Origin of the sequence: Solirubrobacter pauli (genome assembly GCF_003633755.1) — a bacterium.
Lineage (GTDB): Bacteria > Actinomycetota > Thermoleophilia > Solirubrobacterales > Solirubrobacteraceae > Solirubrobacter > Solirubrobacter pauli.
In genome coordinates, this window is record NZ_RBIL01000001.1 from 2,832,550 (window position 1) to 2,856,463 (window position 23,914).

General features: G+C 72.6%; 22 protein-coding genes. 3 read left to right on the top strand and 19 right to left on the bottom strand.

What is annotated here, in order from left to right:
* Positions 1 to 4: 4 nt before the first annotated feature.
* From gmd to C8N24_RS13450, 5 genes are read right to left on the bottom strand one after another with little or no spacing between them, the layout of a single operon-like run.
* Positions 5 to 964, bottom strand: a complete 960-nt coding sequence (gene gmd, locus C8N24_RS13430; protein ID WP_121250627.1) for a GDP-mannose 4,6-dehydratase — start codon at positions 962 to 964, stop codon at positions 5 to 7.
* Positions 964 to 1,929: an NAD-dependent epimerase/dehydratase family protein gene (locus C8N24_RS13435; protein WP_121250628.1), complete on the bottom strand. Its 966-nt coding sequence runs from the start codon at positions 1,927 to 1,929 to the stop codon at positions 964 to 966. Before C8N24_RS13435 ends, gmd begins: the two co-directional genes overlap by 1 nt.
* Positions 1,926 to 2,825: a DMT family transporter gene (locus C8N24_RS13440; RefSeq protein ID WP_121250629.1), complete on the bottom strand. Its 900-nt coding sequence runs from the start codon at positions 2,823 to 2,825 to the stop codon at positions 1,926 to 1,928. The genes C8N24_RS13435 and C8N24_RS13440 overlap by 4 nt, the downstream gene beginning before the upstream one ends.
* Positions 2,822 to 4,063: a nucleotide sugar dehydrogenase gene (locus tag C8N24_RS13445; protein ID WP_121250630.1), complete on the bottom strand. Its 1,242-nt coding sequence runs from the start codon at positions 4,061 to 4,063 to the stop codon at positions 2,822 to 2,824. Before C8N24_RS13445 ends, C8N24_RS13440 begins: the two co-directional genes overlap by 4 nt.
* A 42-nt stretch (positions 4,064 to 4,105) precedes the next feature.
* Positions 4,106 to 4,930, bottom strand: coding sequence for a WecB/TagA/CpsF family glycosyltransferase (locus tag C8N24_RS13450; protein WP_245971854.1), 825 nt, complete (start codon positions 4,928 to 4,930; stop codon positions 4,106 to 4,108).
* A 97-nt stretch (positions 4,931 to 5,027) separates the two neighbouring features.
* On the opposite strand from C8N24_RS13450, the gene C8N24_RS13455 reads away from it, so the two are divergent.
* Complete coding sequence (locus tag C8N24_RS13455; protein WP_211339951.1) at positions 5,028 to 5,777, top strand: class I SAM-dependent methyltransferase; 750 nt, start codon at positions 5,028 to 5,030, stop codon at positions 5,775 to 5,777.
* Entirely contained in the window at positions 5,774 to 6,763 is a 990-nt protein-coding gene (locus C8N24_RS13460) for a glycosyltransferase family 2 protein (RefSeq protein ID WP_170179066.1), read from the top strand. Before C8N24_RS13455 ends, C8N24_RS13460 begins: the two co-directional genes overlap by 4 nt.
* Here C8N24_RS13460 and C8N24_RS13465 read toward each other — a convergent pair.
* Both C8N24_RS13465 and C8N24_RS13470 read right to left on the bottom strand, forming a co-directional pair.
* Entirely contained in the window at positions 6,735 to 8,219 is a 1,485-nt protein-coding gene (locus C8N24_RS13465; RefSeq protein ID WP_281272647.1) for a lipopolysaccharide biosynthesis protein, read from the bottom strand. The genes C8N24_RS13460 and C8N24_RS13465 overlap by 29 nt on opposite strands.
* Positions 8,220 to 8,222: 3 nt before the next feature.
* Positions 8,223 to 8,996, bottom strand: coding sequence for a methyltransferase domain-containing protein (locus C8N24_RS13470; RefSeq protein WP_121250635.1), 774 nt, complete (start codon positions 8,994 to 8,996; stop codon positions 8,223 to 8,225).
* A gap of 44 nt (positions 8,997 to 9,040) precedes the next feature.
* Between C8N24_RS13470 and C8N24_RS13475 the strand changes: the two genes are divergently transcribed.
* Positions 9,041 to 9,988: a glycosyltransferase family 2 protein gene (locus tag C8N24_RS13475; protein ID WP_121250636.1), complete on the top strand. Its 948-nt coding sequence runs from the start codon at positions 9,041 to 9,043 to the stop codon at positions 9,986 to 9,988.
* Here C8N24_RS13475 and C8N24_RS13480 read toward each other — a convergent pair.
* The 12 genes from C8N24_RS13480 to C8N24_RS13530 all read right to left on the bottom strand — a co-directional run bounded on the left by C8N24_RS13480 (position 9,980) and on the right by C8N24_RS13530 (position 23,900).
* Positions 9,980 to 11,203 carry a glycosyltransferase gene (locus C8N24_RS13480; RefSeq protein ID WP_147447773.1) on the bottom strand — a complete coding sequence of 408 codons (1,224 nt, stop codon included), beginning with the start codon at positions 11,201 to 11,203 and terminating at the stop codon, positions 9,980 to 9,982. The genes C8N24_RS13475 and C8N24_RS13480 overlap by 9 nt on opposite strands.
* A 67-nt stretch (positions 11,204 to 11,270) precedes the next feature.
* Positions 11,271 to 12,209: a glycosyltransferase family 2 protein gene (locus C8N24_RS13485; RefSeq protein ID WP_170179067.1), complete on the bottom strand. Its 939-nt coding sequence runs from the start codon at positions 12,207 to 12,209 to the stop codon at positions 11,271 to 11,273.
* 1 nt (position 12,210) lies between these two features.
* Positions 12,211 to 12,879 (bottom strand): hypothetical protein, encoded by a 669-nt coding sequence (locus C8N24_RS33945; RefSeq protein WP_170179068.1) that lies wholly within the window; start codon positions 12,877 to 12,879, stop codon positions 12,211 to 12,213.
* On the bottom strand, positions 12,872 to 14,374 hold the full coding sequence (locus tag C8N24_RS13490) for a DUF2142 domain-containing protein (protein WP_121250639.1): 1,503 nt from the start codon (positions 14,372 to 14,374) through the stop codon (positions 12,872 to 12,874). The genes C8N24_RS33945 and C8N24_RS13490 overlap by 8 nt, the downstream gene beginning before the upstream one ends.
* On the bottom strand, positions 14,367 to 15,404 hold the full coding sequence (locus tag C8N24_RS13495) for a glycosyltransferase family 2 protein (protein ID WP_121250640.1): 1,038 nt from the start codon (positions 15,402 to 15,404) through the stop codon (positions 14,367 to 14,369). The genes C8N24_RS13490 and C8N24_RS13495 overlap by 8 nt, the downstream gene beginning before the upstream one ends.
* A gap of 3 nt (positions 15,405 to 15,407) precedes the next feature.
* Positions 15,408 to 15,809, bottom strand: coding sequence for a DUF2304 domain-containing protein (locus C8N24_RS13500; protein WP_121250641.1), 402 nt, complete (start codon positions 15,807 to 15,809; stop codon positions 15,408 to 15,410).
* A complete protein-coding gene (locus C8N24_RS13505; protein WP_121250642.1) occupies positions 15,809 to 16,567 on the bottom strand; it encodes a glycosyltransferase family 2 protein in 759 nt (252 codons plus the stop codon). Before C8N24_RS13505 ends, C8N24_RS13500 begins: the two co-directional genes overlap by 1 nt.
* Before the next feature lie 84 nt (positions 16,568 to 16,651).
* Positions 16,652 to 19,705 (bottom strand): rhamnosyltransferase WsaF family glycosyltransferase, encoded by a 3,054-nt coding sequence (locus C8N24_RS13510; RefSeq protein ID WP_121250643.1) that lies wholly within the window; start codon positions 19,703 to 19,705, stop codon positions 16,652 to 16,654.
* Positions 19,702 to 19,971 carry a hypothetical protein gene (locus C8N24_RS13515; protein ID WP_147447774.1) on the bottom strand — a complete coding sequence of 90 codons (270 nt, stop codon included), beginning with the start codon at positions 19,969 to 19,971 and terminating at the stop codon, positions 19,702 to 19,704. The genes C8N24_RS13510 and C8N24_RS13515 overlap by 4 nt, the downstream gene beginning before the upstream one ends.
* Positions 19,968 to 20,798, bottom strand: coding sequence for an ABC transporter permease (locus C8N24_RS13520; RefSeq protein ID WP_121250645.1), 831 nt, complete (start codon positions 20,796 to 20,798; stop codon positions 19,968 to 19,970). The genes C8N24_RS13515 and C8N24_RS13520 overlap by 4 nt, the downstream gene beginning before the upstream one ends.
* Positions 20,795 to 22,042: an ABC transporter ATP-binding protein gene (locus C8N24_RS13525; protein WP_147447775.1), complete on the bottom strand. Its 1,248-nt coding sequence runs from the start codon at positions 22,040 to 22,042 to the stop codon at positions 20,795 to 20,797. Before C8N24_RS13525 ends, C8N24_RS13520 begins: the two co-directional genes overlap by 4 nt.
* 46 nt (positions 22,043 to 22,088) lie before the next feature.
* Complete coding sequence (locus C8N24_RS13530) at positions 22,089 to 23,900, bottom strand: glycosyltransferase (protein WP_147447776.1); 1,812 nt, start codon at positions 23,898 to 23,900, stop codon at positions 22,089 to 22,091.
* Positions 23,901 to 23,914 lie beyond the last annotated feature (14 nt).

Here is a 23,914-nt window from a genome sequence, read left to right on the forward strand (position 1 = left end):
GATGTCACGCGCCGAGCAGCTCGAGGTCGGACCGCACCATCAGGCGGATCAGCTCCTCGAACGTGGTCGTCGGCTCCCAGCCGAGGTCCCGCTTGGCCTTCGCGGGGTCGCCCACGAGCAGGTCGACCTCCGCGGGGCGCAGGAACTGCGGGTCCAGGCGCACGTACTGCTCCCAGTCCAGCCCGGCCTCGTCGAAGGCGATCTCCACGCAGCGCCGGACGGTGTTCGTCTCGCCCGTGGCGATCACGAAGTCGTCGGGCTTGTCGTGCTGGAGCATCCGCCACATCGCGTCGACGTAGTCCTTCGCGAAGCCCCAGTCGCGGCGCGCGTCCAGGTTGCCGAGCGCGAGCTCGGAGCGCTTGCCGGCCTTGATCGCCGCGGCGTGCCACGTGATCTTGCGCGTCACGAACTCCAGGCCGCGGCGCGGGGACTCGTGGTTGAACAGGATCCCGGACGTCGCGAACAGGTCGTAGGACTCGCGGTAGTTGACCGTGATGTGGTGGCCGTAGACCTTCGCCACGCCGTACGGCGAGCGCGGGTAGAACGGCGTGCTCTCGGTCTGCGGCGTCTCCAGGACCTTGCCGAACATCTCGCTCGAGGACGCCTGGTAGAAGCGGGCGTCCGGGCACGTCTCGCGCACGGCCTCGAGCATCCGGGTGACGCCGACGCCGGTGAACTCGGCGGTCAGGGTCGGCTGGATCCACGACACGGCGACGAACGACATCGCGGCGAGGTTGTAGACCTCGCTCGGCTTGGCGGCGCGCAGCGCGTCCACCAGGGACCGGTGGTCGAGCAGGTCGGCCTGGTGCAGCGTGATCCGGTCGCGGAGATGCTCGATCCGGTCGAACTTCTCGGTCGACGCGCGACGCACCATGCCGTGCACGTCGTAGCCCTTCTCGAGCAGCAGCTCGGCGAGGTACGACCCGTCCTGACCGGTGATCCCGGTGATCAAAGCGCTCGGCATCAGCGCACAGCCTCCTCTTGAGTCCTCAGCCACTCGACCGTCTGCGAGATGCCTTCCTCGACGCCGATCTGCGCCTTCCAGCCCAACATCCGCTCCGCCTTCTCGACGGACGGCCAGCGGCGCACGACGTCGACCTCGAAGCTCGGCAGGTGCTCGAACTCGAGCGCGTCCGGGTCGTTCCCCGACAGCCGCCAGCAGAGCTTGGCGATCTCGGCGACGGTCAGCTCGTCGGAGGCCGAGATGTTGAAGTCCTCGTTGAGCCCGGCCGCCGCGGCGGTCGCGGTGACGATGCCGTCGGCGATGTCGTCGACGTGCGTCAGCGTGCGCGTGTGCTCGCCGGTGCCGAAGATCGGCAGCGGGTGCAGGCGCTGGAGCGACTTGCGGATCAGGTCCGGGACGGCGTGCGCGATGCCGGGCTCGTTCTCGGGCATCTCGCCCGGCCCATAGGCGTTGAACGGCCGGCAGATCGTGTACGGAAGCCCGTGCTCGGCGTGCGCGGCGCGGCAGTAGACCTCGCCGGTGAGCTTGGAGAAGCCGTACGCGGACGTGGGCACCGGGCAGTCGGGCAGGTAGTCCTCACGCGTCGGGTACTGCGTCGCGTTCTCGAAGACCATGCTCGAGGAGACGTACGTGAAGCGCTCGACGCCCTCGTCGAGCGCGGCGCGGAAGATCCCGTTGTACAGCGCGTTGTTGACCTCGGTCAGCGTGTACGGGAGCTTGTGGAAGTTCGCGATGCCGCCGACGATCGCCGCCAGGTGGATGACGTGCGTGCAGCCCTTCATCGCCTGCCGCGCCTCGTCGAGCACGCGCAGGTCGCCGCGGTGGACCTCGCAGGCCTCCCGCATCCAGCGCGGTGCGTCGCGCTGGTCGGACACGCGGACCTCGAAGTCCGGGTCGCGGACCAGGCGCCGCACGACGGCGGCGCCGATCGTCCCGGCGCCGCCGGTCACGAGAACTCGATTCATGCTGGTACCACCCGTGTTCTTCTCATCCCGGGCGGCATCCGCCCGTCCGTGGACAGCCAGGAACCCGCCAGGATCAGCAGCAGGCCCGCCACCGCGCCGGCGCCCAGGCTCTCGTCGAGGATCAGGACGCCCAGGGCGACCGCCACGACGGGGTTCAGATACGTGATGACGAGCGCGCGGCCCGGTCCGACCTCCAGGATCAGGAACTGGAAGACGACCAGCGCGAGCGCCGTGCAGATCAGGCCGAGGACGACGATCGACGCCACCGCGTCGGTCGTCGGCGCCTCGGCGGGCGCGGTGAGCGCGGCGGGCAGCGCCAGCAGGGCGGACGCGACCAGCAGGCTCGCGCCCATCGCGGCGCGTCCGTCGACGCCCCCGAGCTTGCGCTTGAGGATCATCGGCGCGGCCGCGTAGCCGCAGGAGGCGAGCAGGATCAGCGCCGCGCCGAGCAGCTCGTCGGCGTTGCCGGCGACGTCGATGCCGACCAGCACGATCACGCCCGCGAAGCCGATCAGGAGCCCGACCGCCCGCAGGCCGGTCGCGCGCTCGGCGGCGTCGAAGCGGATCGCCAGCAGCGCGACGATCAGCGGCACCGAGGCGATCAGGATCGCCGTCAGCGACGATGAGACGTACTGCTCACCGGCCGCGATCAGCGGGAACGGCAGCGTGATCTCGACGACCGCGTACGCCGCGATCCAGCGCCAGTGGCCGCGCAGCTGGCCGAGCACGCCGGCCCGCCACGCCAACGCGAGCAGCAGCGCCGCGCCGATCGCGACCCGCGCGAACGACAGGAACACCGGGGACACGCCGTCGTCCACGGCGACCTTGATGAACAGGTAGGGGACGCCCCAGATCAGCGACATGGCGGCGAACGCCGCCCACCCCTTCGGACTCATGCCCGGAGCGCGGCGACTTCGGCGACGTACGCGAAGACCTGCGCCGTGCCGAGCGCGTTCCAGGGGTCGACGATCAGCGCATCCGGCGCCTGCTCGGCGATCGCCCGCAGCGACTCCGGCGTGGAGTACGCGCTGTGGTTCGTGGCCACGATGACCACTTCGGCGCCCGCGACGGCCTCGTCGAAGCTCGACGTCGGCGTGGCGACCACCGGGTCGTGCACCGCGACATCGGCCAGCTCACGCTCGAGCAGGCGGATGAGCTTGTGCGAGAGGCTGTCGCGCTCGTCGTCGGTGTCCGACTTGAAGGCCAGGCCGAGCACCGCGATCCGCTTCTCGCGCAGCGAGCCGCCGAGGCGGCGCTTGACGCCGTCCACGAGGAACAGCGGCACCGTCTCGTGCACGCGCGAGACCGCCAGCAGCATGCCGGGCGCGCTGGAGCGCTCCTCGGAGAAGGCGAAGTCCTTGCGCAGGCAGGTGCCGGCGGTGAGGCCGGGCATCTTGATGCCGCCGCGCGGATAGTCGCGGTTGATGAGCTCGATGACGTCGAACACGTTCGCGCCGTAGCGCTCGCAGTCCATCATCAGCAGGTTCGGCAGCGCGAACGTCGCGTAGCGCAGGATGTTGGTCCAGATCTTCGCCAGCTCGGCCTGCACCGGCGTGGTCTGCACGATCGGGGCGCCGAGCGGCTCGAACAGCTGCGCGGCGCGCTCGCCGGAGGCCTCGCCGATGCCGCCGACGATGCACGGCAGCGAGGAGATCTCCTCCATGAACTTGTCGGCCGCGATCCGCTCCGGGACGTGCGCGACGAAGATGTCCTCGCCGACGCGGAAGCCGCGGTGCTTCTCGAGGTAGCCGGCGACGAACTCCGTCGTGCCGGGCGCGACCGTCGAGCGCAGCACGAGCAGGTGGCCTTCGCGCAGGTGCGGCAGGAGGTCGTCCAGCACCGTGCGGATGTCGCGGATGTCGATCTCGATGTGCGAGAGAGCGGGCGTGCCGAGCGTGAGCACGATCGCGCGGGCCTCGGCGGCGTCGGCCGCGCGGGTCGACGTGCCGAGCTCGACACGGGCGATCAGCTCGTCCGTGCCCGGCTCCTTGAACGGCATCCGCCGCTCGCGGATGGCGCCGAGGCGCTCCTGGTCGGAGTCCACGCCGAGCACCGACAGCCCGTGGTCGGCGAAGCTCAGGGCGAGAGGCAGGCCGATGCGGCCGAGACCGATGACAGAGACGTCGTAACGCATGAGGCAGCCTTGGAGGCTAGCGGCCGTGCCGCCGCGGGCCGGTTAGCGACCCAGCCGGTGGCGCACGTACTGACGCGCGAAGCCGGCGACGAAGAGCGGGTTGTAGCGCGCGTAGCGCTTCCACAGGCGGCGCGGCTCCTGGGCCATCCGGAACAGCCACTCGAGCCCGAGGCGCTGCATCGCGGCGGGCGCCTGCGGGACGAGCCCGGCGTGGAAGTCGAACGCCGCGCCGACGCCGATGAGCACGGGCGTCTCGAGCCGCGGGCGCATCCGCGCCATCCACTTCTCCTGCTTCGGGACGCCGACGCCGACCCACACGACGTCCGCGCCGGAGCGGTGGATGTCCCGCGCGATGTGCTCTTCCTCGGCCTCGGTGAGCGGGCGGAAGGGCGGGGCGTAGCCGCCGACGATCTTCAGGCCCGGGTAGCGCAGGCGCAGCGTGCGGGTGAGCTGGGCGAGCGCGCCCGGGTTGCGGCCGCCGTACAGGTAGAAGCGCTGGCCGGTCTCGGCGGCGCGGGCGCACGCCTTGTCCATCAGCGTCGGGCCGTACACGCGGTCGCTCAGCTTGTGGCCGAGCGCGCGCAACGCCCAGACGAGCGGCTGGCCGTCCGGCACCGTGAAGTCGGAGCCCTCGACGGCGCGACGCAGGTCCGGGTCCTCCTGGCAGGCCATCACCGTGTGCACCGCGGCGACGCAGACGTAGCCGCGATGGCGGCTCTTGACGGCGGCCTCGATCCAGTCGAGCGTGCGCTCGTAGTCGATCAGCGCCAGCGGCACCCCCAGCACGGGGGCGCTCTGCGGCGGCTCTGGCGGGTCCGCCAGACGGGCGGCGGGCGCGGTGTTCGACATGGTGTTCAGCGTGCTCACTGCGACTCCTAACGCGGCCGGTGACGGAAAGTCGCGTCGAAGGTCGGTGATGGTGACACAACCGGCCCCACGTACCATCTTCGCGATGCCGGATCCAATGCCTGCACGTCTGCGCCCGACCGACGCGACGCTCGACACCGCGCTGCGCTACGACGCCGTGCTGGCGTTGCTGCGCGACCGCTGGCGCGCGGACGCGAAGGTGCTGGAGGTCGGCTCCGGGTCGGGTGGCGTGACCGAGTGGCTGGAGCATCCCGTGGTGGGCGTGGACCGGGCGTTCGAGCGCACCGCCGAGCGCGAGACGCCGCTGCTGGAGCCGCGTGAGGGCTCGGCGACCGCCCTGCCCGTGGCCGACGGCGAGTTCGACTTCGTGCTGAGCCTGGAGATGCTCGAGCACCTCGCGCCGGACGAGCGCGAGCCGGCGCTGCGCGAGATGCTGCGCGCGCTGCGGCCGGGCGGGCGGCTCGTCGTCACGTTCCCGGCGGACGAGACCGGCGAGCGGCTGGACCTGTGGCTCAACGGCGCGTTCAAGGCCGCCACGGGCGAGGACCACCCGTGGGTGGCCGAGCACATCGCGAACGGGCTGCCGCGCAGCGAGGCGGTCCGCCGGACCGCGCTGTCGGTCGCCGGGCCGGGCGCGACGGCGCGCGTGGAGCCGCACCTGTCGCCGAACGCCTTCCGCACGCTGCACGGGCTCTACGGCGTCCGCCGCTGGTACCGGCTCACGTGGCCGCTCGGGCTGCACACGCGCCCGGCGGTCGGGGTCGTGTTCAAGGCGCTGCGTCGCAACCGGCCGGCGGCGGGACGCGCGTACCGCGCGATCCTCGTGGTGGACAAGCCCGCTTCGTGAGCCTGCGGGTCTCCGTCGTCGTCCCGACCTGGAACGGGCGGCACCACCTCGACGTGCTGCTGCCCTCTTTGGCCGCGCAGACGACGACCGCCTTCGAGACGGTCGTCGTGGACAACGCGTCCACGGACGGGACCGTGGACTGGCTGGCGGCCGAGTGGCCGGACGTGCGGGTGGTCGCGCTACCGGAGAACGCGGGCTTCGCCGGGCCGGTCAACCGCGGGATCGAGGCCGCGCGCGGCGAGCACGTGGCGCTCGTCAACAACGACGTCGAGCTCGATCCGCGCTTCCTGGAGGCGCTGCTGGCGACGCTGGACGCCCACCCGCGCGCCGGGTCGGTGGCGGCGCGGATGGTCGTGTTCGGCGATCGCGACGTGCTCGACGGCGCGGGCGACGAGCTGTTCTGGCAGGGCACCGCGCACCCACGCGGACGCGGCGAGCCCGTCGCACGCTGGGACGAGCCGGGCGAGGTGTTCAGCGCGAGCGGCGGCGCCGCGCTCTACCGCGGCGCGGCGCTGGCCGAGGTCGGGTTGCTCGACGAGGACTTCTTCGCCTACCAGGAGGACGTCGACTGGGGCTTCCGGGCGCGCCTGGCGGGCTGGAGCTGCCGCTACGAGCCGGGCGCGATCGCCTACCACGTCGGCGGCGGCACGACCGAGAGCAAGGCCGCGGCGCACCCGCTCGTGTACCGGCTCAACCGACGCAACGGCGTCGCGCTCGTGCTCAAGAACTACCCGGCCCGCGCGCTGCTGCGGCATGGGCCGCTCGTGCTGTGGGGGATGGCGCTCGCGCTGGTCGGGTCGGCCCGCGTCGGGATGCTCCGCGTGCACCTGCAGGCGCTGGCGGAGGCCGGGCGCGCCCTGCCCGCGACGCTGCGCAAGCGCCGCGCGGTCCAGGCGACCCGCCGCGTCCCCGTCAGCGAGCTCGAGCGCGTCGTGCGGCGTCCGCGTGGCTGGCGGCTCACGCCCGGCGGCGACCGGGAAGCCTGATCCCGAGCTCCTCGAGCCCGTCCGTCGTGAGCACGACGAACGCGGCGAGGGCGACCGCGGCGCCGAGCCCGATCGGGACGAGCGCGACGAGGCGCGGCAGCAGGAGCGCCATCGCGGTGCCCCAGGCGCCGGCGAGGGCAGCGGTGCCGAGCGCCGCGGCGATCACGCGCGGCTGGATCGCGGGCGGGCTGTCGGCCGGGCGCGGCGGCAGGATCGGGTGCACCCGCCAGAAGAACACGATCGTGATCACCGTGTAGGCGATCGACGTGGCGGTGACGACGCCGATCGCGCCGAAGGCGATCCCGAGCACGACCGTGAGCACCACGTTGGCCGCGATCAGCCCGAGGCCGAGCAGCGCCTCGGGGTTGATCCGGCCGATCGCCCGCAGGTAGGCGAGCGCGGGCCCGCTGAGGACGCTCACGCAGTAGCCGAAGGTCAGGATCGTCGCGAACTGCGCAGCGTCGCCGGTGTCCTCGCCGACCCAGGCGATGATCAGCGCGGGCATCAGCGCCGTCGCCAGCGCCGTGATGCCGATGTTCACGCGGATCCAGATGTTCTCGAGCCGGTGGTAGAGCGCGGCGAGGCCGCCACCGTCGCCGGTGCCGTGCACCACGGCCAGGCGCGCGTTGATCGGCCCGAGCGCGGCGCCGAGGAAGAAGCGCACGGCCTCGGCGGCCTGCGAGGCGATGCCGACCGCGCCGAGCGTCGCGTTGCTGGCCACGAGGCCGACGACGAGCTTGTCCGTCTGCGAGTTGATCAGCGTGGAGGCGACGTTCACCTGCAGCCGTGCGGAGAACGACACGAGCTCACGCGCCTCGCCGCGCGTGATCCAGCCGGGCCGCGTGGAGGCGAGGACGTCGCGGATCATCCACACCCGGACGACGACGCCGGCGGCCTGCTGGGCGAGCGCGGCGAGCGCCAGGCCCTTGAGCCCGTAGTCGGCGGCGAGGAGGATCGGCGCGGCGATCAGGAAGACGACGGCGGCGATGGTGGTGGCGACCGTCGCGGCGACGAAGCGCTCCAGCCCCTGGAGGACGTTGGCGAGGCCGCCCGCGAGCAGCGCGAGCAGCATCACGACGCCCGTGACGCGGAACATCTCGACCGCGTCCGCACGCAAGGCCCGGTCGACGTCGAACAGGCGGACGATCGCCGGTGCGAGCAGGACCGTCGCCGCGCCGACCGCCGCTCCGAGCGCCGTGTAGAGGGCCGACGCCGACCAGATCAGCCGCGCGGCCTGCTTGAGCTCACCCGTGCCGCGCGCGACCGAGATGAACCGCTGCAGCGCCGGCCCGATCCCCGTCTCCGCGGTGGCGACGTAGAACAGCGCGGTCTGCGCGAGCGTCCAGACGCCGAACCCGTTGAGGCCGACGAAGTGCAGCGCCAGCGGGACCGTGATCGCCGCGAGCAGGATCGACGCCGCGGCATTGAGGATGTTGACGAGGACGTTGCGTGACAGGGCTCAGGCCGTTCGTCGCAGGATCGCGATGAACTCGTGGCGCACCGGGACGATGCCCTCGATCTCGAGGCCGATCCCCGCCTCACGACGCGCGTGCACGAGCAGGTCCGTGAACGACGCCGGCGTGAAGACGTGGAAGTGGATCGAGTAGTCCATCGCGTCGAGCTCGCGCGCCCGCTCGACCACGCGATCCTCGGGCACCTTCTCGACGTGGCGCGCCCACTCCTCGAAGTGGCTGCCGCGGCTGCCCTGCGGACCGTCGGCCGCGTCCTGGACGTGGTGCTCGAGCGGCGTCACCGGGCGGTCGCGGTCGAACGTCGCGCGCTTGTCCGGGACGGCCATGAACAGGACGCCGCCGGGGTGCAGCACGCGCGCGTGGGCGCGCAGCGTCGCGAGCGGGTCCTCGGTGTGCTCGATGAAGTGGTTCGCGATCACGAAGTCGACCGAGTCGTCGGCGATCGTGGCGAGCGTCTCACCGTTGTCGATCACGTCGACGTCGACGAGCGGGCGGCCGGCGAGGTCCGCGTACTCGCGCCGGAGCGCGTCCGCGTCCATCCGGTCCACGTAGCGCACCGAGGCGCCGCGCGGGAGCGCGAGCGGCATGTGCAGGGCGCCGATCTCGACCCCCTGGCCCTTCAGGAAGCGCCCGGCGAGCCGTCGGCGGACCCACCGGACCTCGTGCTCGGCGGGGGAGGCGTAGCGCACCGCGGTCTGCAACCAGGGGCGGCCGGTCGCCTCGCGGGCGAGCCGTTGCTTGAGGACTTCCACGCTCGGCATCGGCCGATCACCCTAGTAGAGGGACCTGCACTAGCATCGTCGGCATGAGCGCGCAGGCGGGCGGCGGCCCCAGGGTGACCGCCATCGTCCCGTCGTGGAACGGCCGCGACATGCTCGACCTGATCCTGCCGACGCTCGAGGGCGAGCGGGTGCTGGTGGTGGACAACGGGTCCACGGACGGCTCCGTCGAGCACGTGCGGGACGCCTACCCGTGGGTGGAGCTCCTGGCGCTGCCGGCGAACGTGGGCTTCGCGCCGGCCGTCAACGCGGGCATCGCGGCGGCCGACACGGAGTACGTGGCGTTGCTCAACAACGACATGACCGTCGAGCCCGGCTGTCTCGAGGCGCTGGCGCGCGCCCTGGACTCGCACCCCGAGGCGGGCTCGGCCACGGCGAAGATGCTGATGCTGCGCGAGCCGGGCGTGGTCGACGGCGCGGGCGACACGCTGACGTGGTTCGGCGGTCCCTGGCGGCGCGGGCACGGCACGCCGGACGACGGCCGCTGGGACGAGCCGGGCGAGGTGCTGTCGGCCTGTGGCGGCGCGGCGCTGTACCGGCGCACCGCCCTGGACGCTGTCGGCCCGTTCGACGACTCGTTCTTCGCCTACCTCGAGGACGTCGACTGGGGCGTGCGCGCGCAGCTGCAGGGCTGGCGCTGCCGCTACGTCCCGAGCGCGGTGGTCAACCACCTCGGCGGCGCCACCAGCAAGCGCATGGGCCAGCTCGAGGCGTACCTGATCCACCGCAACCTGATCGCGCTGGTGCTGAAGACGTTCCCGCCGCGGCGGCTGGCGCTGCTCGCGCCGGTACTCCTGGCCTACCAGGCCTGGCTGCTCGCGCAGGGCATCCGCGCCGGACGCGGCCGCACGGTGCTGCGGGCCTGGCGCGACGCCGGGCGCCGGCTGCCGTCGACGCTGCGCGCCCGCCGCGAGGTGCAGTCGCGCCGGACGAGCGACCTGCGCCACGCGCTCACGTGGCGCCCCTCAGAGTGAGGGCCAGCGGCCCAGGACGCGCAGCGCGGCGCGGAAGGCCGCGTCGCGTGGCCTGAACGCGCCGCGCCCGCGCACGCGGGCCGGCGCGGGCGTGACCAGCCACTTGACGATCGGCGCGACGGTCCGGCTCCAGGCGAAGGCGTCGGCCGCCTCGGCGAGCGCCGGGGCGTAGGCCGCGCGACCGCGCTGAAGGACCTGCTCCAGCGCCGCCGCCGTGCCGGCGACGTCACCGGGCGCGGCCACGGCGCCCAGGCCGTCGCGGGCCACGCGCTCGGCGAGGTCGTCGCCGGCGCTGGCGACCACCGGCAGCCCGGCCCAGAAGCAGTCCAGCAACCGCGTGCGGAAGGCGAAGCGCGTCTCGAGGTGGTCACGGTGCGTGGAGATCGCGCAGTCGGCCTCCAGCAGCCAGGTGGCGCGCTGCTCGTACGGCACCCACGTCTCGTTGAAGACGACCGGGCCGGGCACCGCCCGCGCCTCGGCGACCGCGCGCTCCGCCGGTCCCGAACCGCCCTTGCCCGACATGAACACGAGCGTCGCGTCGCGGCCCAGCTCGGCGACGGCGCGGATCGCGGTCGGCGCGTCGAGCCAGGGCCACACGCCGCCGTTCCAGAGGACGAGGTCGCCCTCGATCCCGAACCGCTCGCGCGGCCCCGGGCCGTCCGCCACGGGCGCCTGCGCCGAGACGCCGAACGGGACGACGCCCAGCCGTGAGCGCAGCGTCGGGTCGGCGTCGTAGACGCCGGGCGGCAGCAGCCGCTCGGCCAGCAGCATCCCCAGCCACAGCGACCGCTGGGTCTCGGAGGCGCAGATGAAGTGGTCGCCCGCGCGCAGCGCGGCCGCGAACCGGTCGAGCGTCAGCGTCGACACCGCCCGGCGCACCAGCGCGCCGCGCCCGGCCAGCAGCTCCAGGTTCTCCAGCGGCTCGGGGTCGTAGAGGTCGAAGATCAGCCGCGCGTCCGAGCGGCGCAGCTCCGCCATCACGTGCGGCCAGGGCGGCTGCGTGATCACGAAGTCGGCCCGGGCGAGCAGTGGCCGCAGCGCCCGCGCGTCGTCGCGCGCGAACTCCAGGTCGGCCGACCCGTCGCCGCCCTCCGGCGCGGCCACCAGCACCTCCGCGTGCGGGCGCAGCGCCCGCGCCAGCTCGTACGCCCGGATGGCCGACCCGAGCATCGCGCCGCCGATGGGCTCGGCGGAGATGACGAGCACCCGCGTCACGCGCACGCACCCCCTGGCCGGCGGCGCCGGCCGCCGATCGGGCGCCGGAAGGTGCGGGCCGGGCGCGTCATGCGCGCAGGCGCTCCAGGCGGCGCTGCTCGTGCATCGCGGTTCGCAGGCCGACCAGCTTGCGCGCCGCGGCGGCGCGCTGCGCGGGCGTGCGGTCGCGGCGCGCGGCCGCCACCAGCGCGAGCCCGTCGCGCCAGCCGCGCAGGATCGCGCGCGCGGCCCACGCCCTGCGGACCTGCAGCAGCGAGGCCAGATCGAACGCGGCCGACGCGGCCACCGAGACCGCGAACGGCCACGGCGGCAGATGGCGGGCGGCGAGGATCAAGCGGTTGCGGGACGGCCAGTACAGCCGCGTCTCGGACTGGCGCGGTCCCGACGCGTGGCCGTTCTCGTGCCGGATGGCGCTGCCGGGGTGCAGGACCACGCGCCCGCTCAGCCGCAGCGCGTAGTCGGCCTCCTCGCCGTACATCCAGATCAGCTCGTCGAACCCGAGGAACTCCGACCGGCGCACGACGGTGAGCGCGCCGGAGGCCGCGACGACGTCGACCGGCCCGGCCGGAGCCGCCGCGCGCGGCAGGCCCTCCATCCGCCCGTAGGTGGCGGTGTTGGGCGCGATCTCCAGCCCGACCGCCTCCAGCGTCGCCCCGTCGGGCGTGACGAGCAGCCCGGTCGCGACGGCGATCCCCGGGTCCTCGCGCAGCAGGTTCAGCAGCGGCTCGTCCCAGCCGTCCTCGACGGAGGCGTCGAAGTTGATGAACGCGACGTACTCGCCCGTCGCCGCTTCCGCGCCGCGGTTGCAGCCCGCCGAGAAGCCCACGTTCTTCTCGTGGCGCAGCACGCGGACCCCGTCGAGGTCCCGCCAGGAGCCGTCGGTGGAGGCCGAGTCGACGACGATGATCTCGTGCTCGGCCCGCGTGCCGGCGCGCAACGCCGCGAGCGTCGCGGGCAGGCAGTCCGCGCCGTTGTGGTTGACGAGCACGACGCTCAGCTCCGGCATCTCACTCCTCGAGCCCGCGCACGGCACGGACGAGCAGCACCGGCACGGCCACGAGCACGAGCGCGCCGAGCAGCCAGAAGGTCCACGCGCCGAACCAACTGACCTTGAAGAGCGCCGCGCGCGCGGCGAACGCGCCCACCAGCGACAGCAGCGACCGCGGAGACCGCTCGAAGCGCAGCGCCAGGTCGACGCCCGCGCCGACTCCGTCGATCTCGGCGGTGGTCGGCAACGACGCCGCGTCCGGGTTGCCGAAGATCGCCATGCGGGTGGGGCCGTCGTTGCGGACGCAGGCCGCGACCGAGCTGCTGGCCGGCACCTCGCCGACCCGCACGACGTGCTGGGGCTCGCGTTGGACGTCGGCATAGCCGGCGGCGAGCGTTCCCCGGGCCAGTACCCGGCGACTCGCCGAGTCCCGGATCTCCACCGCCAGCTCGGGCCCGGGCCGGCCGTAGGTGCCGACCTTGAACGCGACGCGATCGAAGTTCCCGCTCGGCGGGACCCGGATGCGCTCCTGGCACGCCTCCTGGCCCGGGTCGAGCGGGACCACCGGAAGCGCGGCGGCGACCCCGAGGGTGAAGCTCTCGTCCGTGCGCTTGAACGCGCTCACCAGCAGGAGCGCGACCACTGCGAGCCCGCACACGGCGGCGCAGATGCGTGCGGGACTACGCATAAAACCGCTCCACGATCAGCGCGAGCGAGAAGATCTGCAGTGCGAACAGCCCGCTGAGCACGACGGCCACGGCGGTCGCGCGCCGGCGTGCCGGCACCACGCACAGGGCGGCAGCGACGACGACACCCGCGATCGCCACCAGCGGCAGCAGGTAACGACCCTGCATGAATAGGCCCGCTCCGCTGAGCACGAGCCGGTACTCCTGCCAGTGCAATCCCGCCAGCAGGGTGAGGGCGACGACCGCCAGGAACGCCAACACCGCGCGATCCAGGCCGCGCCGCAACCGCCAGAGCGCGCTCCCGGCGAGCACGACGGTCGCGATCGTCACCGCGGTGAGCGCCCAGTACACGGGCTCGGGGAACGCGATCTCGAGCCAGCCGAAGCGGCCCCATGCGCCCTGCAGCATCGTGTCGTAGACCGGCAGCGTGACCGGCACCTTGGCGAAGAAGTCCTGCATGAACCACAGACGCGGGAGGTAGAACTGCCACAAGTAGGACGCGAGCTCGCGTGGATCGAGGCCGCTCGCGGTCGCGACGCTGGTCAGCTGCTCAGAGGCCGGGCGGGCCAGCGCTCGTGCGAGCACCACCCACCCACCGACGCTCACCGCGAGCGCCGCCAGGCCCGGGACGGCGAGCCGCACGGGGGCGGCGCGTCGCGCACGCCACAGCGCCCAGCCGAACGCCACCAGGGCGCCCGGGATCAGTCCGTAGCTCGTCGCCTTGATCCAGCACGCCAGGCCGACAGCGACCATGAAGGCCACGCCTCGGCTGACCGTGAGTCCGCGCACGAGCACCCGCGCTCCCAGCCAGAAGGCCACCGACCAGGCTGCGAAGAGCATCGCGTCCGGCGTGACCGAGGCGCTGACGAACATCGGCATGGGGGCTAGCGCCGGCACGGCGGCGGCGCCCAGCTGCAGCACCGGCCGACGGCCGAAGACCTCGCCGGCGAGCGCCCAGGTAGCGAGCACCGCGACGAGCAGCCACAGCACGCCGACGAGCCGCATCGCCACCAGACGGTCGAACGGGTCCGCGCCGGAGAAGGCGGCGTACGGCGCCGCGTAGACGAGGTACGCCAACGGCGGGTTCGAGCGAGCCGGGTTCGGTCCGCCGCCATCCGAGCGCTGCGCATCCGGACGCTTGGCCCACTCCGCGCGCCAAGCGTCGTAGGCGCGCGGATCCCACTCGGGCTTGGTCGACGGCGCGGCGGCCGTCTGGTTGGCGTTGGCGGCGTCGGCCGAGAACAGCTGCTCGGTCGAGAACATCAGGTGATCGGGTTCGCCCGGGAGCCCGGGCCCGTCGACGAGCGACTGCACGTAGCCGTAGTGCGAGTTCTCGTCGGGCGCCTGCCAGGCGGGCAGGAGCAGCGCCCACGCGACGCCTAGCAGTGCGCACGCGGCCAGCAGCGCCGCCAGCGGACGAGGCGGCGCCCAGCGGCGCCGGTGCCCGACAACGGGCACCTCGGCCACGCGCGTGGTCGACTCGACGGTCTCAGCCATGCGCGCCCCCCACGACCCGGCGCGCGAACGCCCAGTAACCGGCTTGGAGCGCGCGCACCGGTCCCAGCTCCGCGACCGGCCCGAGGAACGGCGAGTCCAGCGCGGGGCTCAGCGCGCCGACGAGCGCCTGCTCGCCTCCGGCGCGGCGCGTGCGCTGGACTCGGCGCCGGCGGCGCAGCGCCCACGGCAGCGAGCGCAGCACTGCCGCCTGCGCGCGGAGCTTCTCCGGCAGCCAGCCACCCCGTGCGGCCACCGCCAGCAGCGCGAGCTCGGCGCCGAGCAGCGCCGGCAGGAGCGCGAGCAGCAACGGCCCGGGATACGCCCCGATGACCGTCCACCAGCGGTTGCGCTCGAGCAGGAACCACTTGTACGAGCCCTTGTCGAAGTCGTACGCGTGCTCGACGCGCGCCTGCGGCGCGATCCCGACGCCCCAGCCCGCGAGCCGGAGGCGCAACGAGAGATCCAGGTCCTCGCAGTACATGAAGTAGGCCGCGTCGAACCCGTCGACCTCTTCCCATGCCTCGCGACGGACCATGAGCGCCGCGCCGGAGGCGAAGGACACCTCGTGCAGCTCTGGCTCCACCGCGTCGACCGAGGCGCCGTAGGCGCCCGCCCAGCCCATGCCGAGCCAGTGGGTGATCCCGCCGGACGTGTTCACCTCGCGACCTCCGGGCAGGGTCACGAGTGCCTGCCAAGCGCCCCAGCGCGGCTTCAACGTCGCCGCGGCGCGCAAGGCGGAGAGCGTGCCCGGAGCGACCTCGCAATCGGGATTGCAGAAGAACAGCAGCGGCGCCGTGGTCGCTTCGGCTCCGGCGCGGCACCCGCCCGCGAAGCCGACGTTGCGCTCCAGCTCGATCACGCGCGCACCGGCGGCGCGGGCGATCTCCGCGCTGGCGTCGGCGGACGCGTTGTCGACCACGACGAGATCGTCCCCCGGCTCGAGCTGCGCCCGCAACGCGGCCAGGGTCTGGGGGAGCTCACGCTCGGAGCCGTAGGCGACAACGATGGTCGCCAGCGACGGTTCAGCCACAGCTCAGGTCCGGGGGCCGGGCAGCGCTTCGACTTCGCGGGGCTCCTCGGTGCGCTGCTCGGCGACGAGCGCGTCCACCTTCTGCTGGAGCAGCCCGAGCCGCTGCGCGAGCCGCTTGTTCTCGTCGACGATGCGCGAGATGACGAGCGAGTAGTGCAGCAGCATGAGAAGCACGAAACCGAATGCGATGACAAACAGGGCAGACGGCGGATACGCGACGCCGATCAGGCCCGCCGCCTCTTCCAGCGCGCCGCGCCAGATCGAGAGCCCGAGCATGACCGCCGCGGACAGGAGCCACAGCAGGGCGTAGCGCTCCAGCAACCGGCGCCGGCGCACCAGCTCGAACACCACCGCGAAGCCCACGGCGGTGGCGATGATGGCGACGATCTGGATCCGGTTGTCCATCAGAGCGTCTGCTGGGCGGTGACCGCCGCCGGGTCGCCGGCCTCCACGACCGGGCGCGCCCGCAGGAGGCCGACGAAGATGGCCAACAGCACCTTGACCATGTAGTAGACCGAGCGGCTGGCGTTGATGGAGGACACGCCGGTCGTGCGGGGGCGCATGCGCACCGGCACCTCGGCGCCCTCGAGCTTGTGGAAGTGCAGCAGCAACACGGCTTCCACCTCGGGATAGTCGTGCGGGTAGTCGCGAGCGAACAGCTCCACACCGCGGCCGCGGACCATCCGGAAGCCCGACGTCGGGTCGGTCACCTTGCGGCCGACAAGCCGCGAGAGCACCCAGGCGAACATGCGGATGCCCGCGCGGCGCGACGTCGACGAGCGATACCCGTCCTCGTCGCTCTCGGCCATGAAGCGCGAGCCCGTGACCATGCCGAGATTCGTGTTCGCCCGCAGGTGCTCGAGCAGGACGTTGATGTGGCGGGCGTCGTGCTGGCCGTCGCCGTCGACCTGGACCGCGATGTCATACCCGTTGTCCAACGCGTACTGGTAGCCGGCCTGGACCGCGCCGCCGATGCCGAGGTTGAAAGGCAGCTGGACGACCGCCGCGCCCGCCGCGCGGGCCCGGACCGCCGTGTCGTCCGTCGACCCGTCGTCGATCACGAGCACGTCGAAGTCCGGCGCGTGCTCGAGCACGTCCGCAACCGTCGCGCCGATGGCGCCACGCTCGTTGTAAGCGGGGATGATCGCGAGGTGACGGGGCATCACTGGCTGAAACGGGCGAGATCCGCAGGAGTTCCGCTCGCCCGGGTAGCGACGGCTCAGCCTAGCGGGTCATCCGGCGGCGGTTCAGCGCCTCCGGAGCACGTAGACGTCCTGGTTGTCACTGTTCTGGCCCACCGCGAAGTCCTCCAGCGACCACGCTGGCAGGGCCACGCGTGACAGCCACTCGGGCGTGAAGAAGGCGGTTCCCCACTCCGCGTGCTTGACGCCCCAGTCGCCCTCCTCGCCGAACTCCGCCGCGAACCAGTGGTCGCGCCGGTACAGCGCGCGGCGGATCTGCGCGAGCTGCGCGGGTGAACGCTCGCCGGTCTGAGCGTAGTAGGAGACCGAGTGCAGGCCGTGCGTGGAGAAGACGAGCCGGCCACCGGGCCGGATAATCCGGTGCATCTCCTCGAGCCAGCGGAGCGCCGCGCCCTCGGCGTAGTGCGACCAGATCGAGATAGCAAACACGAGGTCGAAGTGCGCGTCGGGGTAGGCGAGCGGCGGGTCCTGCGGCGAGACGCTGAAGGCGATGCCCGGCAGGTGCTCGAGCGCCCAGCCGATCGCCGCCTCGTTCGGGTCCACGCCGTGCCACTCCGCCTGCGGGTACGCCGCCTCGAGCACGCGGACGACGCGACCGGACGAGCAGCCGAAGTCCAGACCGCGCTCGACGTTCGCGAGCGAGCCGCCGACGCGGACCAGCGCGTCTTCCAGCAGGTCGGCGAAGTAGATCGCGCCGCCACCCGCCAACGGGCCGCGCGCCATCGCGTGCACGTCCTCCGGCGGCTGCTCCGGGCGCAGCCCGGTCTTGGCCAGCACGGAGGGAACCTCGTAGTAGGTGCCGAGGATCAGCGCCAGCGAGGCGCGCTCGGCGTCGTCGACGCGCTCCCAGTGCTCGACCAGGTCCGGCTCCAGCCGCTCGCGGACGGCGGCGACGTCCGCCGCGGATAGCCGCGCGAACAGCGCGTTCGTGACCCGGTGTGAGCCGATCCGCTCGAGCGGGATCGCGCGGGCGCTCTGCTCCCACGCGGGCGGCAGTGCCGCCGCCAGCGGCGGCACGAGCGCCTCCTCGGGCTGTGCGATCTCGCGCTCCCACAGCGCGTCGCGCAGACCTTGCTGGACCTCGGTGGCGGCGACCTCCCAGTTGTGGCCCGCGACGAATGCGAGCCCGTCCTGCGAGCGCCGCTCCCAGACGACCGGGTCCTCCAGGAGGCGTTCCATCGCGTCCGCGAGCTCGACCGGGTCGGCGGCCGCGAGCTCGAGCGGCCCGTCGGACCCGTACACCGTCTCGATGCTGCGGCCCGCGAGCTCCACACACGGCAGGCCGCAGGCGAGCATCTCCTGCGGGATCAACGAGTAGTTGGTCAGCGACAGCGACAGCCCGACCCGCGCCTCCGAGTACGCGAAGGACAGCTCCTCCGGCGTCGCGATCCCGAGGTCCTCGTAGTCGAACGGCGCTTTGATCGGCTGGTCGTTGCCGAACAACACGACACGCACCTCCGGGTGGCGGCGCTTGAGCTCTGCAAGGGCGAGCAGCCCGAGCGGAACCGCACGGCGCGGCGTGACGTCGCGGGCGTAGAAGATCACGGTATCGGTGCGGCGCTCGACCGGGCGCGGATGGTAGATCGTCGGCTCCGCGGCCAGCTGGAACGTGCGGCCACGGCCGCCGTAGCGGCCCGTGACCAGGTTCAACAGCCACGGGCTCGCGGCGATCACGTACAAGTCCTCGGCGTAAGTGCGCTCGGCGAACACCGACTGCGCCGAGGTCGCGAAGAACTCGGGCTCATGGTCTTGGACGAGGTAAGCGCGCGCCCGGCAGTGCGGCAGACGCTGGACGGCATAGACTGTGTCCCACCCCGTGGCGAGGGCCACGTCGGCGCCGTACCACTCGTCGAAGCCCTTGTAGACCGGGCCGTCGACCGGGCGGAAGTACTCGCGGAGGTTGCTGCGGATGACCGCCGGCCACTCGCTCGCCATCCGGCCCTCGGGGTCGTGGATCCACGTCGAAACGGTGTGGCCGCGTTCCTCGAGCCGGGACATGAGGTTGTAGATCGTCGAGTGCCCGCCGCTGCCACGCCGAAAGGGCGGGATGACGACCGCCACGTGCAGGTTGCCCGCGTGCATGCCGCTCATGGGCGGCGCGAGTCGGACCGGCCCGTCGCGCAGGACGTCGAGCACCGGCTGGTACGGGCTGGGGCCGGTCGCCGGGCGGTGGACCGTCGGCTTCGGGCCCGCGGGTGGGGCGGTGGCGCGGCGCTCGAGTGAAATCGCGCGCTCGACGCCCGCCGGCAGCTTGTGGGCGTGGGAGCCGAGCGTGGCAGCGAGCTTGCGCGTCGTGTGGTGCAACGCGGAACGGCCTGTGGCGGCGGCGCGCCTGCCGGGCGTCCAGCCCTGCTCGACCATCCAGCGGTGGTCGGCGCGCACGAGGCCGCGGACGTCGCGGACCGTCGAGCGGACGCCGATGTGCTCCACATGGCCGGCCGTCTCGCGCAGCCCGCGGTACTCGTCGAAGTAGCGGCGGGCGAAGCCGAGCGGCGAGAAGTCGTGCGCGTGCAGGACGCCCGCGTCGGGCACGTAGGCGCGGAGCCAGCCGTGCTCGCCCATCGCGCGCGCGAAGGCTTGGTCCTCGGCGTAGGCGACGTCCGCGAAGCGCACCTGCTCCCAGCACGCGCGGCGGTAGCAGGCGTTGACGTTGGAGAGGAACACCGGGTCGTCCGCGTCGTGCGCGCCGGGGCGGACGCCGGCGAAGAAGTCGGTCAGCTCACGCGCGATCATCACCGACGTGTCCGGACGCGGCAGGTGCGGCCCGAACGCCGCGCCGACCCGCACGTCGGCGGCGAACGCGGCCGCGTAGGCGTCCAGCCAGCCCGGCAGCGGGGTCGCGTCCTGCGTGAGGAAGCAGATCAGCTCGCCGGTCGTGTGCTCGGCGGCGAGGTTGCGGGTGCGGCCGTGCCCGAACTCAGCGTTCGGGATCTCGATCACCTTCGCACCGGCCTCGGCGGCGATCGTCACCGAGCCGTCGGCCGAACCGGAGTCGACGACGAGCACCTCGACGTCATGGCCCTGAGCGAAGACCGCCTCCAGCAGCTCCGGCAGGTAGCGCGCCCCGTTCAGCACCGGGACTACCACGGAGAACGTCATCGCAGCAGCTTGCGCTTCGCCCGACGCACGTTCCGGATGGCCTCGCGCACGACGCGGATCGCGAAGCGGAACTCGGCGGCCCCGGGCCGCTCCATCAGCCCGTTGAGGTCCAGGTGCCAGCGGTCCAGCCAGTAGGCGCGCTCCTGCGCTGCGGCAACGGCTCGGTTGGTGGCCGCGACCTGCTCGAAGCGCTCGCGCTCCAACTCCTCCACCCGCGCCCGCAGCTGGATCAGCTCGGCGCGCTCGGCATCGCTCAACTCACTCATAGGTTTTCGGCCACGCGCGGCGCCTCGCGCACGAACGCCCACGCGCCGAGCACGGCGGTGCCGACGATGATCGCGAGCGGGATCAGCAGGTACACGGCGCCACCCATCAGGTCGGCGGCGCTCGGCGCGGTCGAGTCGACTACTGCGTGGCGCATCTGGGTGAAGATCGTGGACAGCGGGTTCATCAGGTACCAACGCTCGTAGTTGTCGGGCACCGCGGTCGCGACGTAGAGGATCGGCGATGCGTAGAAGAGCATCTGGCTGCCCACGTCCCAGATCGGCTTCATGTCGCGGAAGCGCACGAACAGCACGCTCAGCAGCAGACCCAGGCCGGTGGAGAACAGCATCAGGAGCCCGAGGATCGGCACCAGCTCCAGCCAGCCCCAGTCGGGGTAGACGCCGAGCAGCAGGAGAAACACGAACACCGCCGCGAGCGTGCCGACGAGGTCCAGCAGGCTCGCCAGGGTGACCGCTAGCGGGATAACCAAGCGTGGGAAACGGATCTTGCGCAGGAGGCTCTGGCGGTCCACGAGGCACGTGAGGCTCGCGGCGACGACGCCCCCGAAGAACTGGAACAGCACGAGCGCCATGAGGATGTACGCGGGATAGTTCTTGACGCCCTCGCCCGCGCCGACGATCTCGGCGAACACGAGCCAGATCACGCCGAAGAACGCGAACGGGCGCACCAGCGTCCACGCGTAGCCGAGCACCGAGCCGTAGAAGCGCAGCTTGAAGTCGGTCGTGGCAAGCGTCAGCGTGAGCTGCCAGAAGCGGCGAGCGTCGCGCCCGAGAACCAGCGGGCGATGACGGGTGGAAACGGTGCTCATCCCCGCTCCACGCGCAACTGGTGCGGCACGTCCACGAGACCGCCGGTGCGGCGTGCGCCGTGCACGACGACGGCGGCGAGGTCCTCGCGCAGGTCGATCAGGTCGTCGCCCGTGCCCGGCTGGGACACGGACGGGCTGATCGTGTAGCGCTGTGGCGCGAACCAGTTCTCGAAGCGCACGAAGACGCGCGCGCTCTCGCCCGCCGCGAACGACCCGACTGGTTCCGGATCCCACGCGGTGGTCGTCGTGAACACCGTGTGCCGCGGCTCGTTGCGGACGTGAAAGCCGAATACGGGCTCGTCGATCGCCTGATGGAAGTAGACCTCCATGCCCATCGTGCACGGCGCGCCGAGCGGAAGGTCCTTGATGCGCTCGCCGCTGTCGTCCTGGAACCAGGCGTCCTTAATCTCGGCCGCCGCGTGGTCGCCGTAGCGGCCCTCTTCGTTGTGCTGACCCTCGACGAGTCGGCCGAAGTTGAGCTCGTTGTAGGCGAGCGCGATCTCGTGCGGGCCGCCGATGGTCAGCAGGTTGCCGCGGTCGATCAGCATCGCGCGGTCGCAGAAGCGCTGGACGGCCGTCATGTCGTGCGTGACGAGCACGATCGTCCGGCCCTCGCGCTTGAGCTGCTCGAACTGCTGGAAGCACTTCTGCTGAAACGCGGCGTCGCCAACGGCGAGCACCTCGTCGATCAGCAGCACCTCGGCGTCGACCTCGACGGTCACCGCGAACGCCAGCCGCACCGTCATGCCGCTCGAGTAGTTCTTGAGCGGGAGGTCGATGAACTCCTCCAGCTCGGCGAACTCGATGATCTTGTCGAAGCGCTCACGCGCCTGCTTACGCGTGAGGCCGAGCATGATCGCGTTGAGCATCACGTTGTCGCGCGCCGTCAGGTCCGGGTTGAACCCGACGCCCAGCTCGATGAAAGGCGACAGCCGCCCCTCGAGCGACACATGGCCGGCGTCGCTGTTGTAGATGCCGGCCAGGCACTTCAAGAGCGTGCTCTTGCCCGAGCCGTTGCGGCCGACGATGCCGAAGAACTCGCCCTGGGCGACCTCGAAGGAGATGTCGTTGACGGCGCGCAGCTCGTCGTACGTGCTGGCGCTGAACGGGTGCAGCACGCGTTCCTTCAGCGTCGAGTACTTCCGGTGCGGAAGGCGGAACGTCTTCTCGAGATGCTCGACCACGATCGCGGGTGCGGGTGTGGCCGACGCCTCCACAGGCGGATTGTCCAGGGTCGTCGACAAGCGGCTTCACGCTAGCAACGGGCCTCGTGACGTTTGGTTGCGCGGTTCAGCGCTTGGCGGCCTTGCGCGCGGCACCCAGCAGCGCCAGGAGGGGGCGGCGGGAAGCCGGGCGCTGGAGCAGCGCGGCCAATGCCCGCTGCTCCTCCTCGGGCAACAGCCGCTCCTCACCGCTGACGAGCGAGAGGCCGGTCGGGCCGATGCCGTTGAACAGCGTCCAGTACCGGTGCTCCCACTCGCGGCGCTCGGCTTCGACCTGCAGCGCCGACCAGCCGAGGTCGGCCGGGAGCGCGAGGCTCTCCTCGTAGACGGGCAGCAGCGCCTGGGCGGTCGCGTCCCACGTGAGGCGCTGCGCGGCGGCCCGCACGGCGTCGACGAGCCGCTGCCGCTCGGGGCCGGCGTCGAGCAGCGGACGGACGCGGGCTGCGCTGGCCTGCGCGTCCCACGGCACCAGCGTGTCGTGGCCGTGGAGCGTCTCGACGAGCGACGCCTGGGGCGCGAACAGGCACGGCACGCCGTGGACGGCGGCCTCGAAGGGGATCAGGCCGAAGCCCTCGTAGGTCGTGGGGTAGACGACGCCGGCGGCGTGGGCGTACAGCCACGCCTTCTCGGGCTCGTCGGGCGTGCCGGCGTCGACCACGTGCGTTGCGAGGTCGGGGTGCGCGGCGAGGATCGCGGCCTCCGCCTCCGTGGAAGAGCCGGCGGCGACGGGCGGACCGGCGAGGACAAGGCTGCCGTCCCAGCCGAGCGCGCGCAGCTCGCGCAGCAGGTGCATCGCGAACGGGCGGTTCTTGTGCCGCAGGTCGGTGCCGAGGCACAGCAGGTACGGCGCGGACGGGGGCGACTGCGGTGCCCGCGGCCTGGCCGCGAGCTCGGTGAGCCGGTGGTCGACGCCGATGTGCACGACGCGCAGGCGGTCCTCGGACACTAGGTCCTCGGCGGTGAGGTCGGCGCCCACGTGGTGGGAGAAGGCCACGACCCGGTGCGCGGCCGCGAGCGCCGTGCGCGTGAGCTGCCGGAAGGCGAGGAAGTGCTCACGGTCCAGGTGATAGGTCGGGTTGTGGTAGCCGATCAGGTCCTGGTGGGTCACCACGAGCCGCTCGCCCACGTGGCGCAGCGTGAGCAGGTCGGGCGCGCTCGAGATCTGGTAGGGCCTGTGCACGACCGCGCTCTCAGGCACCTCGAGCACATCGGCCTGGTTGACGTACTCGAGCCCGTCGAGCGTGTCCAGCACGGCCCGCGCGGTGTCCGTGACCGACTCCGCGAGCAGCACCCGCAGCCGCAGCGCCTGGGTGCGGTGCAGCGCCGCGAGCAGTTCGAGCGTGTGGACCTGCGTGCCGGCGATCGAGTCGCGCAGGATGCGGCCGTCGAACGTGACGGTCAGCGGCCCGGACGCGCGCTGGCGGGCGCGCCAGCGGGCCCGCGCGGCGGGCTCGGGCTCGTCCTTTGGCGCCGGGGGCTCGGCCGCCTGGACGATCACGTCGTCGGCCAGCACGTGCAGCAGGCCGGCCGCGCTCGCGCGCTCGGCGAATCCGTCGTCGTACGGCCCGCACAGGTCCAGCGCTGCACGCGTGACGAGCACGCAGCCCGCGATCGGGGCGAGCACGCGTGGACGCAGCGGCGCGTCCAGCAGCCGCGCTTCGCCGGCCGCCGTGACCGCACTCACGGTGGCGACCGTGCCGTCGTCGCCGCGGGCGGCGGCCAGCGCCTCGACCGCGCCGTCCGCGATCGTCGCCGAGGGCTCCAGGACTACGACGTCCGCGGCTCCCGCGTGGGCGATCGTCGCGACCACGGGCACACCGCCAGGGGCGCTCCCCGCATCGCGTGTGCAGATGACCACCGACCCGCGCTCGAAGCTCATGGCGAGGCAGCTTG